General features: G+C 62.7%; 19 protein-coding genes and 2 pseudogenes. 13 read left to right on the top strand and 8 right to left on the bottom strand.

Annotation, left to right across the window (positions count from 1 at the left end; all coding sequences use genetic code 11):
* The first annotated feature begins 14 nt into the window (after positions 1–14).
* From HGO40_RS18315 to HGO40_RS18305, 3 genes are all read left to right on the top strand, one after another.
* Positions 15–1,460, top strand: coding sequence for an APC family permease (locus tag HGO40_RS18315; protein WP_250964152.1), 1,446 nt, complete (start codon positions 15–17; stop codon positions 1,458–1,460).
* Positions 1,460–2,842, top strand: a complete 1,383-nt coding sequence (locus HGO40_RS18310; RefSeq protein WP_250964151.1) for an aspartate aminotransferase family protein — start codon at positions 1,460–1,462, stop codon at positions 2,840–2,842. Before HGO40_RS18315 ends, HGO40_RS18310 begins: the two co-directional genes overlap by 1 nt.
* Positions 2,843–2,953: 111 nt before the next feature.
* Entirely contained in the window at positions 2,954–3,934 is a 981-nt protein-coding gene (locus HGO40_RS18305) for a gamma-aminobutyric acid-binding protein (protein WP_502943327.1), read from the top strand.
* A gap of 379 nt (positions 3,935–4,313) precedes the next feature.
* Here the strand turns inward: HGO40_RS18305 and HGO40_RS18300 are convergent, their stop codons facing one another.
* From HGO40_RS18300 to HGO40_RS18280, 5 genes are all read right to left on the bottom strand, one after another.
* Entirely contained in the window at positions 4,314–5,225 is a 912-nt protein-coding gene (locus HGO40_RS18300; RefSeq protein ID WP_250964149.1) for a LysR substrate-binding domain-containing protein, read from the bottom strand.
* A gap of 211 nt (positions 5,226–5,436) precedes the next feature.
* The gene (locus HGO40_RS18295) at positions 5,437–6,639 is read right to left on the bottom strand and encodes an NAD(P)/FAD-dependent oxidoreductase (protein WP_250964148.1); all 1,203 of its coding nucleotides are present in this window, start codon (positions 6,637–6,639) and stop codon (positions 5,437–5,439) included.
* Positions 6,640–6,875: 236 nt separating this feature from the next.
* Positions 6,876–7,250 carry a response regulator transcription factor gene (locus HGO40_RS18290; protein WP_250964147.1) on the bottom strand — a complete coding sequence of 125 codons (375 nt, stop codon included), beginning with the start codon at positions 7,248–7,250 and terminating at the stop codon, positions 6,876–6,878.
* A gap of 101 nt (positions 7,251–7,351) precedes the next feature.
* Positions 7,352–8,002, bottom strand: coding sequence for a response regulator transcription factor (locus HGO40_RS18285; RefSeq protein WP_250964146.1), 651 nt, complete (start codon positions 8,000–8,002; stop codon positions 7,352–7,354).
* Positions 7,999–9,450: a sensor histidine kinase gene (locus tag HGO40_RS18280; protein ID WP_250964169.1), complete on the bottom strand. Its 1,452-nt coding sequence runs from the start codon at positions 9,448–9,450 to the stop codon at positions 7,999–8,001. Before HGO40_RS18280 ends, HGO40_RS18285 begins: the two co-directional genes overlap by 4 nt.
* Before the next feature lie 678 nt (positions 9,451–10,128).
* Here HGO40_RS18280 and HGO40_RS18275 point away from each other — a divergent pair.
* The gene (locus HGO40_RS18275) at positions 10,129–11,070 is read left to right on the top strand and encodes a LysR family transcriptional regulator (protein ID WP_284739155.1); all 942 of its coding nucleotides are present in this window, start codon (positions 10,129–10,131) and stop codon (positions 11,068–11,070) included.
* Positions 11,071–11,095: 25 nt separating this feature from the next.
* Here the strand turns inward: HGO40_RS18275 and HGO40_RS18270 are convergent, their stop codons facing one another.
* A complete protein-coding gene (locus HGO40_RS18270) occupies positions 11,096–12,106 on the bottom strand; it encodes a GlxA family transcriptional regulator (RefSeq protein WP_250964167.1) in 1,011 nt (336 codons plus the stop codon).
* A 203-nt stretch (positions 12,107–12,309) separates the two neighbouring features.
* Here HGO40_RS18270 and HGO40_RS18265 point away from each other — a divergent pair, with 203 nt between their 5' ends.
* The 5 genes from HGO40_RS18265 to HGO40_RS18245 all read left to right on the top strand — a co-directional run bounded on the left by HGO40_RS18265 (position 12,310) and on the right by HGO40_RS18245 (position 18,168).
* Positions 12,310–13,317: an ABC transporter substrate-binding protein gene (locus HGO40_RS18265; RefSeq protein WP_250964145.1), complete on the top strand. Its 1,008-nt coding sequence runs from the start codon at positions 12,310–12,312 to the stop codon at positions 13,315–13,317.
* Positions 13,318–13,428: 111 nt separating this feature from the next.
* Positions 13,429–14,421, top strand: coding sequence for a helix-turn-helix domain-containing protein (locus HGO40_RS18260; protein WP_250964144.1), 993 nt, complete (start codon positions 13,429–13,431; stop codon positions 14,419–14,421).
* A 70-nt stretch (positions 14,422–14,491) separates the two neighbouring features.
* Complete coding sequence (locus HGO40_RS18255; RefSeq protein WP_250964143.1) at positions 14,492–15,424, top strand: SphA family protein; 933 nt, start codon at positions 14,492–14,494, stop codon at positions 15,422–15,424.
* Positions 15,425–15,436: 12 nt separating this feature from the next.
* Positions 15,437–16,693 carry an MFS transporter gene (locus HGO40_RS18250; protein ID WP_250964142.1) on the top strand — a complete coding sequence of 419 codons (1,257 nt, stop codon included), beginning with the start codon at positions 15,437–15,439 and terminating at the stop codon, positions 16,691–16,693.
* Positions 16,694–16,710: 17 nt separating this feature from the next.
* Positions 16,711–18,168 carry an amidase gene (locus tag HGO40_RS18245; RefSeq protein WP_250964141.1) on the top strand — a complete coding sequence of 486 codons (1,458 nt, stop codon included), beginning with the start codon at positions 16,711–16,713 and terminating at the stop codon, positions 18,166–18,168.
* Between the two features lie 382 nt (positions 18,169–18,550).
* On the opposite strand, the gene HGO40_RS18240 is transcribed toward HGO40_RS18245, so the two are convergent.
* Positions 18,551–20,038 carry an aldehyde dehydrogenase family protein gene (locus HGO40_RS18240; protein WP_250964140.1) on the bottom strand — a complete coding sequence of 496 codons (1,488 nt, stop codon included), beginning with the start codon at positions 20,036–20,038 and terminating at the stop codon, positions 18,551–18,553.
* Positions 20,039–20,121: 83 nt separating this feature from the next.
* Between HGO40_RS18240 and HGO40_RS30545 the strand changes: the two are divergent.
* Positions 20,122–20,958: pseudogene (locus HGO40_RS30545) on the top strand (PAS domain-containing protein); the annotation flags it as partial.
* A pseudogene (locus HGO40_RS30900) lies at positions 20,938–21,207 on the top strand (methyl-accepting chemotaxis protein); the annotation flags it as partial. The pseudogenes HGO40_RS30545 and HGO40_RS30900, both read left to right, overlap by 21 nt.
* A 133-nt stretch (positions 21,208–21,340) precedes the next feature.
* On the opposite strand, the gene HGO40_RS18225 reads toward HGO40_RS30900, so the two are convergent.
* The gene (locus tag HGO40_RS18225) at positions 21,341–22,669 is read right to left on the bottom strand and encodes an alginate export family protein (protein ID WP_250964139.1); all 1,329 of its coding nucleotides are present in this window, start codon (positions 22,667–22,669) and stop codon (positions 21,341–21,343) included.
* Positions 22,670–22,961: 292 nt separating this feature from the next.
* Between HGO40_RS18225 and HGO40_RS18220 the strand changes: the two genes are divergently transcribed.
* Together HGO40_RS18220 and HGO40_RS18215 are read left to right on the top strand one after the other, a co-directional pair.
* Positions 22,962–24,461, top strand: coding sequence for an APC family permease (locus tag HGO40_RS18220; RefSeq protein WP_250964138.1), 1,500 nt, complete (start codon positions 22,962–22,964; stop codon positions 24,459–24,461).
* On the top strand, positions 24,406–25,026 hold the full coding sequence (locus tag HGO40_RS18215; protein WP_250964137.1) for a DUF3156 family protein: 621 nt from the start codon (positions 24,406–24,408) through the stop codon (positions 25,024–25,026). Before HGO40_RS18220 ends, HGO40_RS18215 begins: the two co-directional genes overlap by 56 nt.
* Positions 25,027–25,032: the final 6 nt, after the last annotated feature.

Here is a 25,032-nt window from a genome sequence, read left to right as displayed (position 1 = left end):
AAACGGAGCAACCGATGGACAGTTCCTCAAGCGTGCCGCTACAAACCGTTACCCCATCCCTGGCAGGCCCGCGCCGCCGCCTGGGCCTGAGCGCCCTGTTGGCGGTGGCCGTGGGCCTGGTGGTTTCCCAGGGCGTCATGGTGCTGATGCTGCAAGGCGCCGGGATGGCCGGCCTGGGCTTTGTCATTCCGTTGATCCTGGCCTGGCTGCTGGCCCTGAGTTACGCCTGTTCGTTCTCGGAACTGGCGCTGATGATTCCTCGGGCCGGTAGCCTGAGCAGCTACACCGAAGTCGCAATCGGCCAGTTCCCGGCCATCCTGGCGACCTTCTCCGGCTATGTGGTGGTGGCGATGTTTGCCCTGTCGGCGGAGTTGCTGCTGATGGAATTCATCATCGACAAGGTCTATCCGCATTCGATGCCACCCCTGAGCGTAGCCCTTGGCGTGCTGTGCCTGTTCACCGTGCTCAACCTGTTCAACATCGATATTTTCTCGCGCTTGCAGACCGTGTTGGCGCTGGTGATGACGGTGCTGCTGGTGGTCATGGGGCTGGGGGCGCTGGCAAGCGAAGGCGCCAGCAACGTGTCGACGCTGGTGACGGCTTCTGGTTGGAATCCCTTGGGGCTCGGCGTGATTGCCCTGGCGGCGATGGCGGTATGGGGCTTCGTCGGGGCCGAGTTCGTCTGTCCGCTGGTGGAAGAGACCCGACGTCCGGAGCGCAACATTCCGGCCTCGATGATGATCGGCCTCACCGTGATCTTTGTGGTCATCTGCCTGTATTGCCTGGGGGCTCTGCTCACCGTGCCGCAAGCGGAGTTGGCCAGTAACGGCCTGCCTCATTATCTGTTCGCCACCACGGTGTTCGGCGAAGCAGGGCAGGTATTCCTGGTGACCGCCGCGATCACCGCTACGTGCAGCACGCTCAACAGTTCCCTCGCCGCCATCCCGCGCATGCTGCTGGGCATGGCCCGCAGTGGGCAGGCGTTCGGGGTCTTCAAGCGGCAGGGCAAGCGCAGCGGCGCACCGTGGGTCGCGGTGCTGTTTGTCGCGGCGGTGACCGGTTTGCCGTTGTTGCTGATGCACGACAGCCCTGACGCCATCAACCTTCTGCTACTGGCTGCGGCCCTGGCCTGGCTGCTGGCCTACATCATTACCCACATCAACGTGATTGCCCTGCGTCGCCGCTACCCCCATGTGCACCGGCCGTTCCGGACGCCGTTCTACCCGTTGCCGCAGCTGTTCGGCATCGCCGGCATGCTCTTTGCCATTTGGCATGTTTCCCCCAGCCCCGAAATGACCGTTCCGATCTTTGCCAGCGCCGGTGCGGTGCTGGGCATCGTTTCGCTGATCGCGGTGGTGTGGGTCAAGTGCGTGATGGGCAAACCCCTGTTCAAGCCCGAGCCACTGGCGTCTGCCCTGGCCACCGAAGCCTTCAAGACCAATAAGCAAGGAGAACTCTGATGAACGCGCCACTGAATCCAAACCGCACGACCCGCGAATACCAGGCGCTGGACGCGGCGCACCACATCCATGCGTTCCTCGACCAGAAAGCGCTCAATGCCGAAGGCCCACGGGTCATCGTTCGGGGTGAAGGCCTGGCGCTGTGGGACAACGACGGCAAGCGTTACCTGGACGGCATGTCGGGCCTGTGGTGCACCAACCTGGGCTACGGTCGCCAGGACCTGGCGGCGGCTGCCAGCCGTCAGTTGGAGCAGTTGCCTTACTACAACATGTTCTTCCACACCACCCACCCCGCCGTGGTGGAACTGTCGGAACTGCTGTTCAGCCTTTTACCGGGTCACTACAGCCACGCTATCTATACCAACTCCGGCTCCGAGGCGAACGAGGTGCTGATTCGCACCGTGCGTCGCTACTGGCAGATCCTCGGCAAGCCCCAGAAAAAAGTCATGATCGGTCGCTGGAACGGCTACCACGGCTCGACACTGGGCGCTTCGGCCTTGGGCGGCATGAAGTTCATGCACGAGATGGGCGGGGTGATTCCGGATGTGGCGCACATCGATGAGCCGTACTGGTTCGCCCATGAAGGTGACCTGACGCCTGCCGAGTTCGGCCTGCGTGCTGCTCGACAACTGGAGGAAAAGATTCTCGAACTGGGCGCCGACAATATCGCGGCGTTCGTCGCCGAACCGTTCCAGGGTGCCGGCGGCATGATCTTTCCGCCTGAAAGCTACTGGCCGGAAATCCAGCGCATCTGCCGCCAGTACGACGTGCTGTTGTGCGCCGACGAAGTGATCGGCGGCTTCGGTCGCACCGGTGAATGGTTCGCCCATGAATATTTCGGTTTCGAACCCGACACGTTGTCCATCGCCAAGGGCCTGACCAGCGGCTACATCCCCATGGGCGGGTTGATCCTGTCCAAGCGCATGGCCGAGGTGCTGGTGGAGCAGGGCGGTGTGTTCGCCCATGGCTTGACGTACTCCGGACACCCGGTGGCTGCCGCAGTGGCGATTGCCAACCTCAAGGCGTTGCGCGACGAGGGCATCGTCACGCGGGTCAAGGAGGACACCGGGCCGTACTTGCAGCGCTGTTTGCGCGAAGCGTTCGGCGGCCATCCGCTGATTGGCGAGATCCAGGGCGCCGGCATGGTGGCGGCCCTGCAACTGGCCGAAGACAAGGACAGTCGCAAGCGCTTCGCCAATGAGAACGACATGGCCTGGCAGTGCCGCACCTTTGGTTTTGAGGAAGGCCTGATCATTCGTTCCACCCTGGGCCGGATGATCATGGCCCCGGCGCTGGTCGCCAGCCATGCCGACATCAACGAACTGGTCGACAAGACCCGTATAGCTGTAGATCGCACCGCCCGCGCTTACGGTCGCCTCTGAGTCCCGTCGCCGGCTCGTGCGGGCGAGCCGGCATTTTCGAGGAACCGCTCCATGTCCAGATCCTTGCGTTGCAATATTGCGTGTGCATTGGCGTTGTTGAGTTCCAGCGTCATGGCCGCGCCCCAGAGCTTGACCGTGATTTCCTTTGGCGGTGCCACCAAGCAGGCCCAGGACAAGGCCTACTTCCAACCCTTCAACGCCAGCGGTGCAGGAAGCATCGTGGCCGGCGAATACAACGGTGAGCTGTCGAAGATCAAGGCGATGGTAGCGGCCGGTCACACCAGTTGGGACGTGGTCGAAGTGGAAAGCCCGGAGCTGCTGCGGGGCTGTGAGGAAGGCTTGTTCGAAAAGCTCGACCTGACAGGCCTTGGCGACCCGGCGAACTATGTGCCGGGTGCGCTCAACGAGTGTGGTGTCGCTACCTACGTGTGGTCGATGGTCCTGGCCTATGACCAGACCAAGCTCGCCAAGGCACCCAGGTCCTGGGCGGATTTCTGGAACGTCGCCGAGTACCCGGGCAAGCGCGGCCTGCGCAAGGGGGCCAAGTACACCTTGGAAATCGCCTTGCTGGCCGATGGGGTCAAGGCGCAGGACTTGTATAAGGTGTTGAACACTCCAGAAGGCGTATCCCGGGCCTTCGCCAAGCTGGACCAGATCAAGCCGAACATCCAATGGTGGGAGGCTGGCGCGCAACCGGCGCAATGGCTGGTGGCGGGGGACGTGGCGATGAGTGCGGCCTACAACGGGCGTATCGCGTCGGCGCAGAAGGAAGGCATGAAGTTGAGTATTGTCTGGCCCCAGAGCCTGTACGACCCGGAATACTGGGCCGTGGTCAAGGGCACGCCAAACAAGGCTCTCGCCGAGCAGTTCATTGCCTTTGCCAGCCAGCCGCAGACCCAGAAGGTGTTTTCGGAAAACATCCCTTATGGACCGGTGCACCGCAAGACACTGGCGTTGTTGCCGGCGGCGGTACAGGAACAGTTGCCCACCGCCGAGACCAACCTGGCTGAAGCCCAAGCCGTGGACGCGGAGTTCTGGGTCGACCATGGCGAGGAACTGGAACAACGGTTCAATGCCTGGGCGGCTCGCTAGACAGCGAATCGCGCTTGTGACGAAGACCGCCTTTTGTATGGCTGAGAGTGGGTGGGGCATTCAAACCCCATTCACTTGCAAAGACCGACCCTGTGGCGATCATCGGTTTTTTGTGGCGAGGGAGCAAGCTCCCTCGCCACAGGGTCTGGTGTTTGACTGGGCGGTGGTGGGGATTATTCAAATCCATTCTTGGCGACCACCAACCTGTGGCGAACCCCGTTTTTTGTGGCGAGGGAGCTTGCTCCCGCTGGGCTGCGCAGCAGCCCCAACGCGTTCACTGCGGTGTACCAGGTTGATTGGGGCAGCCTGTTTATGGGGGCGCTTCGCACCCCAGCGGGAGCAAGCTCCCTCGCCACAGGGGCTGGTGTTTGACGGGGCGTCAGGCCAGCCATTGCTTGAACTGTTCTTTGCAGTAATCGACAAACAATTGGGCGGGTTTGGTCAGGTGGGCGCGCTTGAGCCAGCCGGCCACCAGCGCCGAACCGGTCACGTCTTCGGCGATGTCGACGCACACCAGGTGCTGCCCGTCGTAGGTGCTGGTGGAGTGCGGGCGGGTCACCAGTACGGCGAAGCCGAAGGACTGGCCGACCATGCCACGCACCATCTCGATGGACGGTGAGCTGAACACAATGTTGGGCGTCAGGCCCAGCTCTTCGAAGATGCTCACGAAGTAGGTGCGACTGGGCTGCACGTCCAGCAGGATCATCGGTTCGAGGGCCAGGTCGCGCAGCGACACCTGGGCCTGATCGGCAAAACGATGGCCCGCCGGCAACAGCGCATAGGGGCGTTGCGGTGCCGTCAGCGCTTCGGTCTCGATGGTGCTGTCGAGGTCGTGTTCATAGAAAATCGCCAGGTCGAAACGCCCCCCCGTCAGGCCCTGTACCAACTCTTGTTGCTCGCCATCCTGTACGCGAAGCTCCACCCCGGGAAAGCGCTCGCGGAAACCGGCGATCAGCCGTGGCAGGTAGAGCGGGGCGACGGTTTCGAAGCAACCGATGTCGATCTGCCCGCTGATCACGTCGTTGTCGGCCAGCGCGTTCTGCTCGAACTCCCGGGCCATGCGCAACAGCTCCTGGGCCTTGCGGTAGAAACGCGCGCCACCAGGCGTCAACAATACGCCCTGGGCGTGATGACGAATGAGCAGATGCACGCCGAAACTGTCTTCCAAGCCCTTGATGGCGGTGGCGATCGACGGTTGGGCGATGTACAGCTTGCGGGACGCTTCAGCGACGCTGCCACATTCGACGGTGGTGACGAAGTACTTCAGCTGACGCAAGGAATAGGACGCCACGGCACACCTCGATCCGAATGATTTCTGCCTACCTTACCTTGTGCACAAGGCGTAAGGGGCGGGCATTGATACGGATTTTGCTGGGCAGTGACGATATTCAACCTGGTTTGGGAACGAGCGCCAAAAAAAAACGCCTGCCCAAGCATCGTTGGCAGGCGTTCGGGAAAGACCGGCGCAGAAAGGAGGGACTGGCCGGGGTCGGATACGGGGCTCAGGCCACCGGAATCGATGGATCGGCCGCGGCCAGGGCGGTCGCGCGATCAGCCGCCGGCGGATAGATCCACACGGTGTTGATCTGGGTCTTGAGCTCCTTGGCTTCTTGCCCGACCAATTTGAGTTGGCGATCCCAGCCTTCGGTATACACCGCGCCCCAGGCACCGAGGTCCAGGCAGGTCACGTACTTGGGTTGGCTGTAGGCCATCGGCGCGACGCCCAGCAAGTCGGCCGCGACGTTATTGCCGGCATAGCGGCCCAGGGCGATGGCGTGTTGGCAGGACATCGCCGCGTAGTTGCCCAGGGTGTCGGTGGCGGCGTAGGCCACGTCACCGCTGGCAAATATGTCGTTCTGGCCCAAGACTTTCAGGTTGGCATCGACGTGCAGGCGACCCTGGCGATCACGGGTGCCGGGTACCTGCTGGGTCAGCGGACTGGCGCGGAACCCCACGGTCCAGATCACGGTCTGGGACTCGATACGCTGGCCGCTCGACAGGGTAACGCCACCGGCATCCACCGACTCGACCGAGGCGTTGAGGACCCATTCGATACCCAGGTGCTCCGACGCCTCGACGATGGATGGACGAATACCGTCGCCCAACGCTGCGCCGATCTGCGGCCCGCGATCCACCACGATGACGCGGATGTCCGCATCCTCGCCGAGGACTGCGCGCAGGCGTGCGGGCATTTCGGTGGCGGTTTCGATCCCGGTAAAGCCGCCGCCGGCCACCACCACCGTGTTGCGGGCCGGGCTGTCTGGTAGATTTTTCAGGGATTTGAGGTGGGCCTCGAGACGGGCCGCCTGTTCGATTTCATCAACGTCGAACGCATGCTCGATCATGCCTTCGAGGTCAGGGCGAACCAGTTGGCTGCCCGCCGCGAGCACCAGGCGGTCGTAGCCCAGGGTGCCCTGGGTGCCGAACGCATCCACGTAGCCAACCCGCTTATTGTCGACATCGATACTGCTCGCCGAGCCTTGGACGAATTTCACGCCCACCGCGTCGAACAGGTCACCCAACGGTGCGGCCATGGTATGGACGTCTGGCTCGTAGAAGCGAGGTCGGATGCGCAGTTCAGCCTGGGGGGCCAGGACGCTGATCTGCACGTCATTGCGATCGTGTTGGTCCAGCAGCCGGGCGGCGCTCAATGCGCTCCAGACCCCGCCGAAACCTGCGCCAACAACCAGAATATGGTGTTTCATGATGAGCTCCCGAAGACAAAATCGATACGTTGATTTGTTTAACTGTTTCAGCGTGACCGTGTCGCGAAGTACTCCAAAAACGCCTGGCTTCAATGAATTGATATCGAGCACATTCAGTTTCGGTTCGCTGTGGGAAAGCTTATTGGCAGGACCTGTGTTTAACACTTCTACATAAGGTCATCGGGGCTATGCCTGGGTAGGGGTGATCTATACAAAGGTATGAGGGGGCGCAGTGGTCAAGCAGACCGGGCAAATACCGATTCGATGCAGGCGATCAACTCAGCGCAGTCGAAGGGTTTCGGCAAAAATGCGACTGGCTTGGGTGCGGCAACGCTGACAGGAGGGGGGACGCCGGGATATCCAGTGATGAAGATGATCGGGATAAGAATGCCCAGGGTCGCCAATCGATCGTACATTTGAATACCGGTCATGCCAGGCATTTGAATATCCGATATCAGGCACGCCGTGCTTTCAAGTTCACCGAACGATAGAAAATCCAAGGCGCTGGCGTATGTTTTAACTTGGTAACCGTGGGAGCGTAACAAGCCATCCAATGCAATTCGAACTGACTCATCGTCATCAATGATTGAAATAATTGCCGTGTTGGACATGTCGATACCTGGAGGTGATATCAGGTAGCCATAAAGGCGCCCGTGTCACTGCAAGATACGCCGTCCGATGGTTCCGCCAAGTATACGTGGGTATGAACTTTCTAATGCTCGCCGCGCAGTTCCAACACCTGGGCCATGCGCACCAGATCGGCGAACGAGCGCGCGCACATCTTGCGCATGGCCTGGCCGCGGTGAATTTTTACGGTAATTTCACTCAAGCCCAGTTCCCCGGCGATCTGCTTGTTCATCAGGCCCGACACCGCCAGCGCCATGACCTGCTGTTCCCGGGACGTCAAGGTGGCGTGGCGGTCAAGCACTTGCTGATGGCTGCGTTCGGACTCGCGCCGCTGGCGGTCCTGGTGATGGGCGGCGGTCACGGCGTCGATCAGGTCTTGTTCGCGGAACGGTTTGGCGAGGAAGTCCACGGCACCGGCTTTCATCGCCCGCACGGTCATGGCGATGTCACCGTGACCGGTCATGAACACGATCGGCAATTGAACATTGGCGGCGGCCAGCTGCCGTTGGCAAACCAGGCCGCTGGTACCTTGCAGCCGGACATCCAGCACCAGGCAACTGGGCACGTCGGGCCTGGGATGGTCCATGAACTGCGGGACCGAACCGAACAGATGGACCTGCAAGCCGATGGAGCGCAGCAGGCTCCCAAGGGATTGGCGCAGCGGTGCGTCGTCGTCAACGATATAGACGATGGGGTCGTTGTCGATGACCGGACTCGTGGGCTGTATGGCGTTCATTGGCTGTTTCCCGACGGAGCGGTGCAAGTGAGCCGCGGCAGCGCGAACTTGAACGAGGTGCCTTGGTCGGCCTCGCTGGTCGCCCAGATCCTGCCGTCATGGAAGTCGATGATGGAGCGGCAGATGGAGAGGCCCATGCCCAGGCCGTTTTCCTTGGTGGTAAAAAACGCATTGAACAATGACGGCAAGACCTCGGGCGCAATGCCGGTTCCGTGGTCGGTCACCTCCAGGAGCACTTCGTCATTCTCCGTCCAGGTGCGTATGAGCAGGGTTCGTTCGTGGACCTTGACCCCGTCCATGGCGTGGCAGGCATTGATGATCAGGTTGATGATCACTTGCTGCAGTTGCACCCGGTCTGCGCTGACTTCGCCGTCGGTCGCTGCCAGGTCCACCTTCGCCCGGACTTTATGATGCGCCAGTTGCTGCTGGACCAGGTTCAGGGTCTCGCGGACGATGTCGTCCAGTCGCTCGGGCTGGCGCAGCGGGTCGCACTTGCGCGACAGCGCCCTGATACCGCTGATGACCTCGCTGGCGCGACAGCCGTTGGCGACGATCCGATCGAGGCAATCCAAGGCTTCTCCAAGGTCCGGCTCGGGACGTTCGAGCCACCGGCGGCAGGCCTCGCCGCTGCTGGTGATGGCCGTCAGCGGCTGGTTGACCTCGTGGGCGATGGATGCGGCCATTTCCCCCAGGGAGGTCAAGCGAGTGACATGGGCCAGTTGGCTCTGGGTGCGGAACAAGGCTTCTTCGGCCTGTTTGCTGGCGGTGATGTCCATGAGTGCGCCGAGGTACTGGCAACGGCCATGCTGGACCAGCAGCGGGCTGGCGATCATGTGGATGTGCTTGATGCGTCCATCAGGCATCAGCAGCCGTAGCTTGACCTCGATCTGCGGTTCGCCAGCGGCGGCCTGTTGGAAAACCCCGCGCGCCAGCTCCAGGTCTTCGGGATGGGTGCGCTCTAGCAGCATCGACACCGTGGGGATTCTGCTGGGTGGGTATTCGAAGATCCGCGCCGACTCTGCCGACCAGGACATCGCTTGCCGATCGCCGTGAAAACCCACGCTGCCGGTCTGGCTCAGGCGCTGTGCGCCGATCAGGTACAGCTCGTTGTGCCGCAGGCTGTCGGATGCCTGCTTGCTGCGCAGGGCCAGGAAGGCAATGGCCGACAGTGCGGTCAGGCAGCGGAAGAAACCGGTGGTCGATTCCCAGCGATGATAGCCGCCGTTGTACAAGAACATCGCGGTGAGCAAGCCCATGCACATCAGCGCGACGGTGATCACCAGGTTGATGGAAAACAGGTTGGCCGCCATCAACAACAAGGTGATGTACAGCAGGGTCGGGGCCAGGTCGGAATGGGTTTCGGAATTGATGATGACAATCCCGCAGGCCACCACCAGGCCCACCGCCCAGCCCAGGGCGTTGAGCAGTGGGTGGGTGCTGATGCCCATCGACGGCCGAGACCCGCCCTGGCTTGGCGTGTATCGCAGGCTGTCATAGACATGCTTGAGCATCGCGGAGGGTAGGGGCACGCTGGCAGACCTTCTGTTATTACGTGGTCTCGCTCTGGGATGTCGGGGGCAGAGCATCGGTTCGTATCTTACGAAGCGCCGCTTTGCTTGAGGTAGGACATAAAACCCTGAAATTCCGCCAGGCCGTGACAAAGAGGGGGCCGCTGCGCGGCCCAGCGGGAGCAAGCTCCCTCGCCACAACGGCAGGGTTCGCCACAGGTTGGGGGCGCAAATAATGGGATTTGAACAATCCACGCCATCGGCCAACAAAACACAAACCTGTGGCGAGGGAGCTTGCTCCCGCTGGGGTGCGAAGCACCCCCAATCCAAGCGGACTGGATCAACCTGGCACACCGCGTTGACAGTGTTGGGGCCGCGGCGCCGCCCAGCGGGAGCAAGCGCCCTCGCCACAAAGGCAGGGTTTGTCCGGGCCTGGGTGTATACCGAAGTATTGATGGCATGGCCCAAAGGGTGAGGCGAGGGTCCCCACGTACAACAGACCGGGTGCGCCGCGGGGATTACGCTTTCAACACCTCGTCGCCGTAGGCCTTGATGGAGGACGCAGGCGATGAACGTGTCCACTCCTGACTCAATGGCCTGGTGCCTGGGGCGACGACTATGATGAACAGAAATGACCTGCGTCGTGCTGACATCAACCTGCTGGTGGTCTTCGAAACCATGATGCACGAGCGAAACGTGACCCGCGTCAGCGAAAAGCTGTTTCTCGGCCAGCCAACGATCAGCAGCGCCCTGGCGCGGCTGCGGTTGATGTTCGATGACCCCTTATTCATCCGTTCCGGACGGTTGATGGAGCCGACCTCCCGGGCGCGGGAAATCTTCTCCAATCTGTCACCGGCCCTGGACGGCATCGCCGCTGCCTTGAGCCGTTGCCAGGCATTCGAGCCGGCCACCAGCGAGGCGACCTTCCATGTCGGCCTTTGCGACGACGTCGAGTACGCGCTGCTGCCGGAGCTGTTGCGCCGCCTGCGGGTCGAGGCACCTCGCACCACCTTGGTGGTGCGTCGGGCCGATCAATGGCAGGTATCCCAACTGTTGGCCAGCGGCGAGATTTCCCTGGGCATCAGCCCGACCCTGGAACTGCCGGCCAATGCCCGGCGCAAGACACTGCGGCCAATTCGGCCGGTGCTGTTGCGCGCCGACTCGCAGCCCGGCGAACTGACCTTGGACGAATTCTGCCGTCGGCCCCATGCCGTGGTGTCGTCCATGGGCAATGTCATCGATGATTCGGACCGCGCGTTATGCCTGATGGGCCGCCAGCGCCGGGTGGTCTTGACCGTGCCGCAGTTCAGCGCCTTGCCCATGCTGTTGGCCGAGAGCGATATGATCGCCATTGTGCCGGATTACGTTGCCCAGGCCATGGCGGTGACGACCGGCATGCGCGCGCAAGCGGCCCCGATCTGCTTGCCCCAGCACGCGCTTTCCATGGTCTGGCGCGGTGCCTCGCACAATGACCCGGGGGAGCGGTGGTTGCGTTCCCGGTGCAGCGCGCTCCTGGCCGAGCAGGGCGAGTCGCAGGAGGGATCCAGGCGAGTGGCCTGACAGGACGACGCCGCAGGGCTCGCGCTCAGCGGGAAAACCGGTTGCGATACTCCCGGGGGGAAATCGACAGGTGGCGCTGGAACGTGTGGCGCATTCGTTCCTCGTCCCCGAAGCCACAGGCGCGGGCAATCTGGTCGATGTTGCGCTGGGAGTCTTCGAGCATTCGACGCGCGGCTTCAAGGCGGAACATTTCCACGGCTTTGGCCGGGGTTCGTCCGGTATGGCGTTTGTAGACTCGGGCAAAATTGCGTGGGCTCATCCTGGCTTGGCGGGCCAACCGTTCGACGGTGAGGTCATTGTCGTCCAGGAGATCGGTCATCCAGGCGTGCAACTCGTCGCACCCGGCACTGTCCTGCGTCTGGGATTGCAACAACTGGCTGAACTGCGCCTGCCCGCCGGGGCGCTTGAGAACCACCACCAACTCACGGGCTACCTGCAAGGCCACGTCGCGACCGCAGTCGGCTTCGACCAATGCCAGGGCCATGTCGATGCCGGCGCTGACCCCGGCCGAGGTCCACACGTTGCCCTGCTGGATGAAGATCGCATCGAGGTCCACCTCGATCAACGGGAACCCACTCTTGAGCATCTCGCACATGGCCCAATGGGTGGCGGCCCGGCGTCCGTCCAGCAACCCGGCTTGGGCCATGAGGAAGGTGCCGCTGCACACCGATGCGGTGCGCCTGGCGTGGGCCGAAGCATCGTGCAGCCATTGCACCAGGTCGACACAGTCGATCATCGCTTGCTGTATGTCCGGTGCACCGGGGACGATCAGGGTGTCGATGAGCGTCCCATCGAGTTCATGCAGGGCACGGGTGTCCACGACCAGGCCCTCGGCGCTTTGCATCAACCCGCCTGCCAGGCTGGCGGTGTGCATGGCGTAGCCGGGCAGGCCGCGTTCGGTCATGGCTTTGGTGGCGGCCCAGAACACGGTCTGGGCGCCGGTCAGGTCCAGCAGGCCCATCTGCGGGTAAGCGAGGAATACCACGGTGCGCGGTTGGGTAATGGACTCGGCGGCGATGCCGATGTCCAGGCTCATCTCGTTCATGATCGCTTCGCGCCGGGTGTTCGTCAGGGAGGTCTGCAAGGTTATCAAGGGATCGCGCTCGTGAGTGCGAATTCATGGGGCCGCATGTCGAACATTCAGGTGCTATTGATATGCTATTTAGGTATTTAAATTAATATTCTTATAGCTTTAAAGTCGTGATCGTCTTGTCTATTTACTGTGAGGTTCACCAGACCATGGCTTTCAAGCGTTCTGCGCTCACCTTGTTGGTTTCCCTGGCGGCGACGGCGCTGCTCAACCCCTTGGCCCACGCCGAAGGCAAGATCAGCATCGCCCAGCAATTCGGTATCGGCTACCTGATCCTCGATGTGGTCCGCGACCAGCAGCTCATCGAGAAGCACGGCAAGGCTCAAGGCCTGGATATCAAAGTGGACTGGAACAGCATTTCCGGCGCGACGGCGATGAACGAAGCCTTGCTGACCGGCGCCCTGGATGTGGTGTCGGCGGGCGTTCCGCCGATGCTGACGATCTGGGATCGGAGCCGCGGCAAGCAGAACGTCAAGGCCATCGCCTCGCTGGGGTCGATGCCCAACTATCTGTTGACCAACAACCCGAACGTGAAGAGCCTCAAGGACTTCACCGACAAGGACCGGATCGCCGTCCCGGCGGCGGGCGTCGGGTTCCAGTCGCGCACGTTGCAGATCGAAACCGCCAAGGTGTTCGGGAACGATCACTTCAAGAAGTTCGATGATATCTCGGTCAGCCTTCCGCACCCCGATGCAACGGCGGCGCTGATCGCCGGTCAGTCGGAAATCAATTCGCACTTCTCCAGCCCACCGTTCCAGTACCAGGCACTGCAAAGCCCCACCGTGCACAAGGTGCTCAGCTCTTATGACGTGCTGGGCGGGCCGGCGACGTTCAACGTGCTCTACACCACGGAAAAATTCCACGACGAAAATCCCAAGACCTACAAGGCGTTCTACGACGCCCTGGTGGAGGCGCAACGCATCATCAAGGCCGACAAGCCGGCCGCGGCCCAGACCTATATCCGTGTAGAGCAGTCCAAGTTGCCGCTGGCGCTGGTGGAAAAAATCGTCACTGACCCTGAAATCGACTTCACCGTCGTTCCGCAACGCACCTACATCTATGCCGAGAAACTGCATGAACTGGGCGTGCTGAAAAACAAGGCCGACAGCTGGAAGGACTATTTCTTCGAAGAGGCCCATGCCGACGCTGGCAGCTGAACCCGGGCCGCTTATCCGTTTTCGGAACAATTGCACCACCGGCCCACGGGGCGGAATGGAACTTGCCTGAGCTTTGACCCGTATGCCCTGGAATCATCAAAGGTCGGGTCAATGAACAATGACAACATGGTGCAGCCCGTGGTCTCGTCGGATGGGTTTCCGATGCTGCCGATCAATCGGTTTCGCACCACGGACATCGACGAGCACGCCCGGAACATGGGCGGTTGGCAGGTTTGCTATGACCAGTTGACCCCCGGGCGCTTCGACGGCGAATTGATCGAGTTCCGCTCGGAGTGGATGCAGCTGGTGCGCGACCGCTCTAACCAGGCCCTGACCAAGCAAGGCATGGCCTGGGAGGGCTCCATCACTTTCAGCGTGCCGCTGAGTGCGGACGGGCCGGTCTTTTGCTCCGGCCACCCGATTGTCGAGTCGAGCCTGTTGGTTGCTCGTGGCCATAACCTGCCTGAGTTGCGCACGCCCCAACATCTGGACCTGCTCGGTGTCGCCGTCGACGAGCAGGCGTTGGAGCATGTGCTGGAGCGCCAAGGCAGTCGCTTTCGAATTACCGATCTTCCCAAGTGTTACCGTCTCGGCGACTCGACGCTGCCCGCCGAGCTTGCGGCGATGTTCGATGAGCTTGAAGGGGGCGTGCAGGGGCGTGACTCATTGCTCGGCTACGAGTCGATTCGCCGTGGCCTGCGCGACACGGTGATGTTGCACCTGTTGGAACTGGTGGCGCCGGACGCGGCGCCGCCGCTCAACCCCACGGCGCGCAAACGCATGGTCGACCGCGCCCGGGAGTACGCCTTGGCCCATGTCGATGAGCCGCTGTCGATCCTCGACCTGTGCAACCACATTGGTGCCAGCCGGCGCAAACTGCAGTATTGCTTCCAGGAGACCCTGGGTATCAACCCCGTGGCCTATCTGCGGGCGTTGCGCCTCAATGCCGTGCGCCGTGAGCTGCGCAGCGGCGGCCATGCCCAAGGTGTGCAGGAGGTGGCGGCACGCTGGGGGTTCTGGCACTTGAGCCGGTTTTCCAGCGATTATCGGGTGCTGTTCGGCGAGACACCTTCGCAAACCCTGCGCCGTACCCAACTGTGCTGAAAACGGATAACGGCTGATCTGGCCGGCTCCCTAGGATGGCCCCAACACCACAGGGTTGGAGGGGCATTCGATGAATCAAAATAAAAAAGCAAACGCCTGGCGCTGTATTGGGTTGAGTTTGGGGCTGATCGGTGCGTGTGGCGCTGCCCATGGCACCGAAAACGGTGCGCCGACCACGGCGTTCGGGGTCTACGACTTCGGCGCGGGGATGATGCCGCCGGCCACGCCCTTTGGCACCGTCGGCCTGCGCACCGCGTTCTACTCGGCCAACGTGCAGAAGGATCGTCACGGCAAGTCCGTGGACAACAATTTGTCCCTGGATATCTTGTCCCTCGGCGTCGCCTACATGCACATGACCGATCACACCGTGCTGGGCGCCAAGTATGGCTTCGGCGCCGTCGTGCCGTTCTTCCAGATGGACGCCTCGGTACGGGTGCAGACCCCTGTCGGGCCGCTGGACCTGGACGCCGATCTGTTCCGCATGGCCGATATACAGGTGCTGCCGGTGATCCTGCAGTGGACCTTGTCGCCGAACCTGTTCGTCAACGCCCAGTTCCAGATCCAGGCCCCCACGGGCGACTACGACAAGGATCGCTTGATCTCACCGGGTCTCAACCACTGGACCTTCTCACCGATCCTCAACGCCACGTACATCTCCGACAGCGGTTTCGAGGTGTCTTCGAGCTTCGAAGCCGACATCAATACGCGCAACCACGCCACCGACTACAAGAATGGCGTCGAGTACCGTCACGAATTCGCCGTGGGCCAACACGTCGGCCCATGCACCGTCGGCGTGGGCGGTTTTTACTACCGGCAATTCACTGACGACGATGCGCCGGGCCTGGAAGCGGGCAATCGCGCCCGGGTGTTGGCGGGCGGGCCGGCGGTGAGCTACTTCAAGCCCGGCATACCCCCGGTGTGGCTGCATGTCTACAAGGAGCTCGATGCGCGAAACCGCGCCGAGGGCTACACCACGGCGCTGCGTATTTCTCACAGTTTCTAAAAGAGGCTCGCCATGAACCAATCAAATTCCGTTTCACCGGCGGCCACCCCGTCGCGCCAGGCCGGTTGGCGCGAAGGCGGGGTGCTGATGTTGGGCAGCAGCCTGACGATCATGGGCGCGGTGATGGTCACGCCCATCCTGCCCAGGCTGGGCGCCGAATTCGGCCCCTTGGAACCTCGGGCCGATCTGCTGGTGCCGTTGGCGATCACCGGCCCGGCCCTGGCGATTGCCGTGTGCGCGCCTTTGGCGGGCTGGTTGGCCGACAAGGTTGGACGCAAGGCCTTGCTGGTAATTGCCACGGTGCTCTACGCCTTGCTCGGCGCGTTGCCGGCACTGCTCGATAGCCTGCCTTCGATTGTGGGGGCGCGGCTGTTATTCGGCTGCACGGAGGCGGCGGTGATGACCTGCTGCGCGACGCTGATCGCCGACTATTGGCAGGGCGAGGAGCGGCTGCGCTACGTCAATCGCCAGGTGGTGACTATCGGCCTGGTGGGCGCGCTGTTCTTCGTGGTGGGCGGTGTGCTCGGCGAGCATTCATGGCGTGCGCCGTTCCTGCTGTATCTGCTGCCGTTGCTGCTGGTGCCGGCGATGCTGAAAGTGCTCTGGGAACCGCCGGTGGCGAAGCCACACCTGACCGAGCCACGCGTCGACGAGTCGGGGCCGGCCAAGGTCGCCGTGCTGCCACTGCTGGCCGGCTACCTGATGATCCTGGGCGGCATGGTCCTGACGTTCGTCATGCCGATCCAGGCGCCGACGCTGTTGGTCAGCCTGGGCATCACCTCTAGCACCATGATCGGCCTGGCCGCCGGGCTGAGCCTGCTGGCGACTTTGGGCGGTTCGATGATGTGGCCGTTGCTGCGCCGCCGCTTCGGCATCGCCGGTTGCAACGCACTGCTGCTCGGCCTGATGGGCCTGGGGCTGTGGCTGCGGATGCGCGGGCAAAGTTACAACGACGTGCTGGTGGCGGTGTTCGTCCAAGGCCTGGGGGCGGGGTTGCTGGTGCCCAACGTGATGGCGCCGGTGATGAATGCCTTGACCGCCAGCACCCGCGGCCGGGGCATGGGCGGGTTTACCTCGTGCCTGTACATCGGCCAATTCGTCAGTCCGCTGGTGGTGGCCTTGGTCATTGTCTTCGCCGGCGACCTGCGTCACGCCATCCAGTGGCTGGCCCTGAGCAGTTTTGCCTTGGCGCTGCTCTGGGTCGTTGTCGGCCTGCGGAGAAGGGCTCAGGGACAAGCAAGCACCGTCGGCTCACATCAATCGTCGTGACATAAGGAACCTGAAACATGGGTATGCAAGACATTCACCAACTGATGGACAGTGAAGATGCCACGGCGCTGGCCGAGTGGGTCAGGCGTGGCGAAGTCCAGCCCGGCGAACTGCTGGAAACCGCCATCGAGCGCCTGGAACGGGTCGAGCCACAGCTCAATGCGGTGGCCGAGCGCTTGTACGATTCGGCCCGGCAGGCGGCGCGCACGCCACAGGTTGGCCAAGGCCTGCTGGCCGGTGTGCCGACCTTGATCAAGGATCTGTTCTCGCCGGTGCTTGGCGCGGCGATGACCAACGGCTCGCGCGCGCTGGGCGACTGTCGGGCGGATTTCGAATCGGAAGTCGTGACGCGTCTGCGCCGTGCCGGATGCCAGGTGATGGGCACCAGCACCTCGCCTGAGTTCGGCACGTCGTATTCCACCGAGTCCGCGCGCCTCGGTGCCACCCGCAACCCCTGGAGCCTTGCACACAGTGCCGGTGGCGCCAGCGGCGGCGCTGCCGCGTTGGTGGCGGCCCGCGGGGTGCCGTTCGCCCATGGCAACGACGGCGGCGGTTCATTGCGCGTGCCGGCGTCCTGTTGTGGTGTGTTCGGGTTCAAGCCCAGCCGTGGGCTGATGCCGTCGGGACCGGTAATGGGCGAGGGCTGGGCGGGGATGGGCACGCCGCATGCGATCACGCTGTCAGTACGCGACAGTGCGGCGCTGTTGGATGCCACCGCCGGGATGGACCTGGGCGCGCCCTATGCCGCGCCGGTCCAGGCGTTGCCGTATGTGATGGCGGTGCAGGCGGATCCCAAGCCGCTGCGCATCGCCTTGGTCGAGCAGCTCGACCCCTGGCCTACTTCGCCGCAAAGCCTCCAGGCGGTGGGCGAGGCGGCACGGTTGTGCGAGGCGTTGGGGCATCGTGTCGAACCGGTGAGCCTGCCGGTGGGGTTGCTGGAGTTTTTCGACCATGTGTTCACCATCATTGGCGCCAGCTCTCGGCACTATGTCGACCTGTTGGGCCAGATGCGCGGGTTTGCCGTGCAGGCGGAAGAACTGGAGGTGCGTACCCGGATTATCTTGCGGGACAAGGGCAACGTCAGCGGCGCCCAATATGCCGCGGCGGTGGGATGGATTCATGCCCTCGGTCGGCAGTTGGCGGTATTCATGCAGGATTACGACGTGATCCTGAGCCCGGTGCTGACCCGCGAGCCGGTGCGGATTGGCGAGCTGGACCTGCAGGATGTGTGCATGAGCCTGGACCAACTGATCGAGCGCTACCACAGCTATTCGCCATTCACTGCACTGTTCAATGCCAGCGGCCAGCCGGCGATGTCGGTGCCATTGTCCTGGAACGCCAATGGCTTGCCGATGGGCGCGCATTTCGCCGGGCGCTTTGGTGAAGAAAACACCTTGCTGGCCCTGGCCGCCCAACTGGAACGCGCCCAACCCTGGCGCGGCCGAGTACCGCCGGTCAACGCCTGCCGGCGGTGAAACGGTGGGAGTGGGCTTGCTTGCGAAGGCGTTGGGGCAGAGGGCTCATCATTGACTGACCCTCCGCCATCGCGAGCAAGCTTGCTCCCACAGGGGGGATTTGTGGCGAACCCCGGAATTTGTGCAGCCCATTACCCTGTGGGAGCCGAGCTTGCTCCCACAGGGGGACTGTTTGTTTAAGGCCGCCGACAAACCTGTGGCGAGGGAGCTTGCTCCCGCAGGGCTGCGCAGCGGCCCCTTTGTGAGCGCTTCGCACTCAAGCGGGAGCAAGCTCCCTCGCCACGGGCCCATCATTTTTCTTAAGTAAGTAGCAGTACACAGTCCGCTAAGGGGCTTTGGGTGGGTTGGGCTCTGGGATGTTGCTCCAGAGCCCTTTTGTTGCTCAGTAGCGGATCATCACCGATTTCAGTTCGGTGTAGTCATCGATGAATGCACTGCCAAATTCACGGCCCATCCCGGAAGATTTGCTGCCGCCAAAGGGCACGGCCGGGTCGAGCAGGGTGTGCATGTTTACCCATACGGTGCCGGCTTCGATGGCGGGAACCATGCGCAGGGCCTTGCCCAGGTCATTGGTCCAGAGGCTGGCGCTGAGGCCGTAGGGCGTGTCGTTCATCAGTTCCAGCAGTTCTTCCTCTGTGTCGTAAGGGAAAAACGTGGCGATCGGGCCGAAGGTTTCTTCGTTGAGCAGGCTGTCGTCGCGGCGGTTGGCGAGGATGATGGTCGGCTCGACGTAGCAACCCGGCCCCTCGATCAGCTTGCCGCCGTGGACGATGGTGTTGTTCTGCGCGCGGGCCTTGGCGAAGAAATCCCCGAGTTTGTGCTGGTGCTGGCGGTTGGTCACCGGGCCGAATTCGGTGCGTTCGTCCAGGGGCGAGCCAATGGTGAGCTTACTCAAGCGCTGGGCCAGTTTGTCCATGATCGACTCGATCTGCGAGCGATGGACAAAGAACCGTTCCGCCGCCGCGCAGATTTGTCCCGAATGCAGGAAGCCCGCCTCGATGATGCCGTTGACCGCCACCTCGGGGTCGATATCACGCAGGAACCCCGCGGCATTCTTCCCGCCCAGTTCCAAGGTCGCACGGGTCAACCCGGCGCCCATGGCCGCCTGGCCCACCGCCAGGCCGGTGGGCACGGAACCGGTGAATGACACCTTATTGGTCCCAGGATGTTCGATCAGTCCTTTGCCCACCTGGCCGCCACCGGTCAACACGTTCAGGGCACCGGCCGGCAGCCCGGCTTCCATGGCCAGTTCAGCGATGCGCAGGATGGTCAGTGGGGTGAACTCGCTGGGCTTGATAATGATGCTGCAGCCGGTGACCAGGGCCGAGGCCAGTTTCCAGATGGCGATCATGGTGGAAAAATTCCACGGCACGATACCGACCACCACCCCGACCGGTTCACGCAAGGTGATCGCGGTGTAGCGTTCGCCAGCGAAGGAAGGCAACGAGGGGGTGATCGTCTCGCCACCGATCTTGGTCGCCCAGCCGGCGTAGTAACGCAGGAAGTGCGCGGCCTGGTCGACTTCGAAGGCCCGGGAGATGTGGATGATCTTCCCCGACTGGCAGGTTTCGATCTGCGCCAGTTCCTCGCGGTTGCGCTCCAACAGGTCCGCCAACTTGAGCAGCACATGGCCGCGGACCGCTGGCGCGGTTTGCGACCACTGCTTGAAGCCGCGATGGGACGATTCCACCGCCCCATCGAGGTCGCCGGGGGCGGCGTCGCTGACCTGGGCGATGACTTGGCCGGTGGCGGGGTTGACGACGTCCAACGTCTGGCGGCTCTGGCTTTCGACGTAGCCACCGTCGATGAACAGGGCGGGATGTCTAGCGAGGAAGGCTTCGACCAGAGGCAGCAGGGCAATATCGCTCATGAGGGTTTCCTGATCGCGAACAAGGGAAAGCCCGAGGGTAATCCCGGTGCCACCGCCCGGCTTGACTGTGCCTGCCGCGCGGTATGTCTGTGGCTGCCAGCCCGAGCGATTGGCAGCCAGGAGCAAGGCCCTGTGCAGCCAGGGACAAGCCAGCCTGGCCGGTTTGCGATCAGATTCGGTTTCGAATTGATGGGCAAAGGGGGGGGGCGATGTTTCTCCAGACCAACAAACAGAAATTGGCGCTGATCGAACAGGTGCAGCGTGTGCTGGCCGGCGAAACGGAGGCCACGCCGATGCTCGACGCGTATCCGCCACTGCGGATGGTCCTTGAACAGTATGCGGGGCAAATGGCGAGCGTTGCCGCGCAGTTGCACCAGGCCGAGGCACAAGTGCAAGCGCAAACCTTGCGCTGGCAGCAAAGCGAGCATGAGTTGAACCTGGCTCGCCAGCAACTGGAGCAAGCCCGCGAGCGGGAGCAGGTGCTTGAAGTACGCCTGGACGAACACTGCCTGCGGTTGCATCAGCATCGGCAGGACACGCAGATCTGGGAACTGCTGCAGTCGACCCTGACGGAAGGCTGCTGGGACATTACCGTGGTCGACGGCGATCTCCAGCACCCGGCCAGTGGCATGCGTTTTTCGAGTCAGTTCCGTGCGCTGCTGGGGTACGGTCCTGGCGACCTGCCCGACGGCTGGGATGCCCAGGTCGGCATCACCCACCCGGACGACCTGCCGAAGATCATGGCCATTTTCGACCGCGAGATTCTCGGTTCCCAGGGCAGCGGCGAATACGTCTTCGAATACCGCATGCGTCACAAGAGCCGGGATTACATCTGGTGCCGCGAGCGCGGTCGGGCGGTACGTGACCCCCATGGGCAACTGGTGCGGGTCATCGGTGCGGTGCGTGATATCAGCGATGAGCGCTCGGCCCAGTCCACCCACCAGCGCATGCTGGAACAGAACCAGGTGACCTACGCCCAGATTGCCATGGTGGTGGGGGTGATCAAGGGCATTGCCGACCAGACCAATCTGCTCGCCTTGAACGCCGCGATCGAGGCGGCCAGGGCCGGAGATGTCGGGCGCGGTTTCTCGGTGGTGGCCGATGAGGTGCGCAAGCTGGCGCAAAGCACCCGGCTGGCAACCCACCAGATCCAGACCATGTTGCACCAACACAGATAACAGACCAATCGCTATCCCGTAGGAGCTGACGAGTGCAACGAGGCTGCGATCTTCCCAAAGACACTTGCATCGAAAGCGAAAGATCAAAAGATCGCAGCCTACGGCAGCTCCTACCGTCGGTCGTCTAGAACGGAACCGCCACCACCAACTGGCTGTAGACGTTGGTGCCGTTGCCGCCCACCTGATTGCCCCCGTTGTCCGCATCCTTCTCAGGCGTGTACAAACCCACCAGCGGCGTGACGATCAAGTGTTCATTCACCGCCCATTCCACGTACAGGTCCAGCTCCCGGGCATCGAGGTTCAGCGCATGGCGGCTGTGCAGGGTCTGGTAGTCGAAGAACAGCGCGCCAAGGGTCACGTTTTCCGCCGGCTTGAGCTTGAGGCCGACGTGCTGGATGGCGGTGTTGCTGTTGAATGGCCCGGCGTAGTTGCCCGCCACTTCACCCTGGAACCAGGTGCCGTAGCCACGGTTCTGGCCGTTGAACATCGAGTCCCAATCCTTGGAATAGCGGCTGTAGCGATAGGTCAGGTCCGGCGTCCAGGGCAGGTCGGCGAAGGTGTAGCCGGCTTCGGCGTACCAGGCCTTCTCCGGGCCCGCGTCCTTGTCCTGCCAGGCATACTCGAAAGAGAAATGAGCATTTTCGATGCCGGCATTGCCGGCGCCACGCAGGCTGTAGATGTCCATGCCGTCGCGTTGCTTCTGGAAATCGCTGGCGTAGCGGTCGTCGACATCGAGGCCATGGATATAGGTCAGTCCCAGGGTGCCTGGTGCGGCGGTGTATTCCAGGGTGCCGGCGGCCATTTCAGTGTTGGCCTGGGCGCGGTTGTCGGACTTGATCCACATCAGGCTGCCATGCACGCCGTCCTTGCCGCCCAGGCGTACGACGGCGGTTTCGTCGAAGGCATGCCGGGCCGCCAGGTAATAGGCGCCGCCACGGTTGAGTTCGCCATCGGCCACGCCTTTGCCCAGGTTCAGGCCATCGTCATTGATGATGAAACCGTCGCCGAGGGTAATCACTTGGCGGCCGTAGGACAGATCGACACCGTCCTTGCCCAATGCCGGGAACAAGTCCCCCGAGCGCCAGCCGGCAAAGGCTTCGTCGAACTTGGTGGTGCGTTCGGAACCGTCGCTCAGGCCGGCCGCATCGCCATCGCCCCAAGTGCCGGAGCTGACCAGATTGGCCGTCCCGTAGACACTGCCCAGGCTGCCAAGTGTCTGGTCGATACTCAGGCCATACTTGATGAAACCTTCGCGCCAGCTCGAACCACCGGAGGTGCCGTCATAGTTCTTGCGGCTGTTGAACAGCCCGTAGACCGCCAGGAAGTTACCGGTGACGGTAGTGTCTTCGTCGGCGTAAAGCTCATAGGCCTGGGCCGATGAGTCGGCGACCAGCAGGGCGATGCCCAAACCGATGGCGTTGCGCAGCAAAGGTGTACGGCGTGTGTGCTCCATGGTGGATTCCCCAGTGTGATAGGACAGCAGAGCGCGCATTAAAGGGAGCGGCACCCAGGGAAGTCTTTCACCTGCCTGCCAAGGAGTTGACCCAGGCCGCCAGCGTGGCGGTGTTGGCAGGCAGCAACAAAACCACCGGCAGACACGGGCAAGACGCCTGGGGCGGGGCGGCGCAGAGTAAGGCTGCACGCAACGCCGTTTCGATCAGGGACCGGTTGGGGAAGGCATGATCGCCGGGTCCTGGACGGCTGTGGCATCCATACTAAAAATGCGCTTTCGAGGACCTTGCACCATGTCGATCAATGACAGGCTCACCGAGCACTTGAACCGGGGTTCGGTGGGGTTTCCCACCGCGTTGGCCAGCACCATTGGCCTGATCATGGCAAGCCCCGTGATTCTCACCGCGACCATGGGCTTTGGCATCGGCGGCAGCGCCTTTGCCATGGCGATGCTGATCGCCGTGGTGATGATGCTGGCCCAGGCGACGACGTTCGCCGAGGCCGCGTCGATTCTTCCCACCACCGGCTCGGTCTATGACTACATCAACTGTGGCATGGGCCGTTTCTTCGCGATTACCGGCACCTTGTCGGCCTATCTGATTGTCCATGTGTTCGCCGGCACCGCCGAGACCATCCTGGCCGGGGTCATGGCCCTGGTGAACTTCGAGCACCTCAACACCCTGGCCGAATCGGCGGGCGGTTCCTGGTTGCTGGGCGTGGGCTTCGTGGTGGTGTTTGGGGTGCTCAATGCGTTCGGCGTCAGCGCCTTTGGCCGGGCGGAGATCATCCTGACATTCGGCATGTGGACCACCCTGATGGTGTTCGGCGTGTTGGGCCTGATCGCCGCGCCGGCGGTGGAGCTGGAGGGCTGGTTCGGCGCCTCCGTGGTGGGCACCGATCTGGTCACGGTGTTGTCGTTGGTGGGCATGGCCATGTTCATGTTCGTCGGCTGCGAATTCGTCACGCCCCTGGCACCGGACCTGCGCAATTCCGCCCGGACCATGCCCCGGGCCATGATGCTGGGCTTGTTCAGCGTCGCCACCTGCATGTTCATCTACGGTGCGGCGATGAAGCGCCAGGTGGAAAACGTGCTGCTCGATGCCACCAGCGGCGTGCATCTGCTGGACACCCCCATGGCGATTCCGCGGTTCGCCGAACAGGTCATGGGCGATATCGGCCCGATGTGGCTGGGCATCGGCTTTCTGTTCGCCGGTGCGGCGACCATCAACACCCTGATGGCCGGCGTGCCACGGATTCTCTACGGCATGGCGGTGGACGGCGCATTGCCGAAGGTCTTCACTTATTTGCATCCTCGCTTCAAGACGCCGTTGCTGTGCATCTTGGTGGCGATGCTGATTCCTTGCCTGCATGCGTGGTGGCTGGGCGGCAATCCCGACAACATCATGCACCTGGTGTTGGCGGCGGTGTGCGCCTGGAGTTTTGCCTACCTGCTGGTGACCGTGTCGGTGGTCAGCCTGCGGATTCGTCGCCCCGATCTGCCGCGGGCCTATCGCTCACCGTGGTTCCCGTTGCCGCAGATCCTGTCCAGTGTCGGCATTCTGCTGGGCATGTGGTTCATCACACCGCCCGGCATGAATCCGGCGGACATCTACGTGCCCTTCGCGGTGATGCTCGGCGGCACCGCGGCGTACGCCTTGTTCTGGACCCTGGTGGTGCAGAAGGTCAATCCATTCAAGCCAGCGTTGGTGGAAGACGTACTGGCCAAGGAGTTTTCCCATGAGCCAGGGCAACCTGTGGGCGAGTTTGTCGACCCTGCTGCAAAAGCTGTCTGAGGTATTCAGCGCCCAGCGCGCCCCGGCCGGTTATCGGCCCGGGGTGACCTTGGAACATGTGCGGCGCAACCTCGCATTGGCGCGATTCGAGGTCACAGGCCCGACCGTCGCCACGGCAGTCACCGACGACGGCAGCTTGCAGTTGGAAGTTGTCGAGCGCACCGAATCGCAGTTGTTGATGCACCTGGTGATGACCGAATTCGTGCTACGCGTGCCTGCTTCCCGAGAGGGCACGGCGCGCCTGGAATTGCACCACGGCGGGGCTGTCCGGCGCAGTGGCATTCGTTGCCGGCAGCGTGACGGGCGCTGCGACCTGGCGGCCAGGGTGCAGGCGGCCGTGGAGAAGGTCCGCGTGGTGTATCAGGCCCTCATGCCGCTGGATTTCAAGCGGCTGCGCATCGATCTGCAGGGCCGCCAGTGGTGCGTGCGCCTGGAACACATGGGCGGTAGCGAAGTGGTCAATCGCATGCCGGCCTTTCGTCGTTATATCCCGTTGAGCCGCGAGCAGCGCGGCGTCCTGCTGGCGACCTTGAGCGGCCTGCAGCGGGTATTGGCAACGCTCTGATTCTGT

It is taken from the genome of Pseudomonas sp. CG7, from assembly GCF_023701885.1.
Lineage (GTDB): Bacteria > Pseudomonadota > Gammaproteobacteria > Pseudomonadales > Pseudomonadaceae > Aquipseudomonas > Aquipseudomonas zanjanensis.
The sequence above is the reverse complement of the archived record's forward strand: the minus strand, read 5'-3'. Positions and strand labels throughout refer to the sequence as shown.

Bases quoted from the DNA above. Each gene is read 5' to 3' on its own strand.
- HGO40_RS18305 (WP_502943327.1), top strand. From the start codon at position 2,954: ATGGCCGCGCCCCAGAGCTTGACCGTGATTTCCTTTGGCGGTGCCACC.
- HGO40_RS18250 (WP_250964142.1), top strand. From the start codon at position 15,437: ATGAACCAATCAAATTCCGTTTCACCGGCGGCCACCCCGTCGCGCCAG.
- HGO40_RS18225 (WP_250964139.1), bottom strand. From the start codon at position 22,669: ATGGAGCACACACGCCGTACACCTTTGCTGCGCAACGCCATCGGTTTG.
- HGO40_RS18255 (WP_250964143.1), top strand. From the start codon at position 14,492: ATGAATCAAAATAAAAAAGCAAACGCCTGGCGCTGTATTGGGTTGAGT.
- HGO40_RS18290 (WP_250964147.1), bottom strand. From the start codon at position 7,250: ATGTCCAACACGGCAATTATTTCAATCATTGATGACGATGAGTCAGTT.
- HGO40_RS18280 (WP_250964169.1), bottom strand. From the start codon at position 9,450: ATGGGCATCAGCACCCACCCACTGCTCAACGCCCTGGGCTGGGCGGTG.
- HGO40_RS18220 (WP_250964138.1), top strand. From the start codon at position 22,962: ATGTCGATCAATGACAGGCTCACCGAGCACTTGAACCGGGGTTCGGTG.
- HGO40_RS18240 (WP_250964140.1), bottom strand. From the start codon at position 20,038: ATGAGCGATATTGCCCTGCTGCCTCTGGTCGAAGCCTTCCTCGCTAGA.
- HGO40_RS18270 (WP_250964167.1), bottom strand. From the start codon at position 12,106: ATGAGCCTGGACATCGGCATCGCCGCCGAGTCCATTACCCAACCGCGC.
- HGO40_RS18310 (WP_250964151.1), top strand. From the start codon at position 1,460: ATGAACGCGCCACTGAATCCAAACCGCACGACCCGCGAATACCAGGCG.
- HGO40_RS18265 (WP_250964145.1), top strand. From the start codon at position 12,310: ATGGCTTTCAAGCGTTCTGCGCTCACCTTGTTGGTTTCCCTGGCGGCG.
- HGO40_RS18315 (WP_250964152.1), top strand. From the start codon at position 15: ATGGACAGTTCCTCAAGCGTGCCGCTACAAACCGTTACCCCATCCCTG.
- HGO40_RS18245 (WP_250964141.1), top strand. From the start codon at position 16,711: ATGGGTATGCAAGACATTCACCAACTGATGGACAGTGAAGATGCCACG.
- HGO40_RS18275 (WP_284739155.1), top strand. From the start codon at position 10,129: ATGATGAACAGAAATGACCTGCGTCGTGCTGACATCAACCTGCTGGTG.
- HGO40_RS18215 (WP_250964137.1), top strand. From the start codon at position 24,406: ATGAGCCAGGGCAACCTGTGGGCGAGTTTGTCGACCCTGCTGCAAAAG.
- HGO40_RS18285 (WP_250964146.1), bottom strand. From the start codon at position 8,002: ATGAACGCCATACAGCCCACGAGTCCGGTCATCGACAACGACCCCATC.
- HGO40_RS18295 (WP_250964148.1), bottom strand. From the start codon at position 6,639: ATGAAACACCATATTCTGGTTGTTGGCGCAGGTTTCGGCGGGGTCTGG.
- HGO40_RS18260 (WP_250964144.1), top strand. From the start codon at position 13,429: ATGAACAATGACAACATGGTGCAGCCCGTGGTCTCGTCGGATGGGTTT.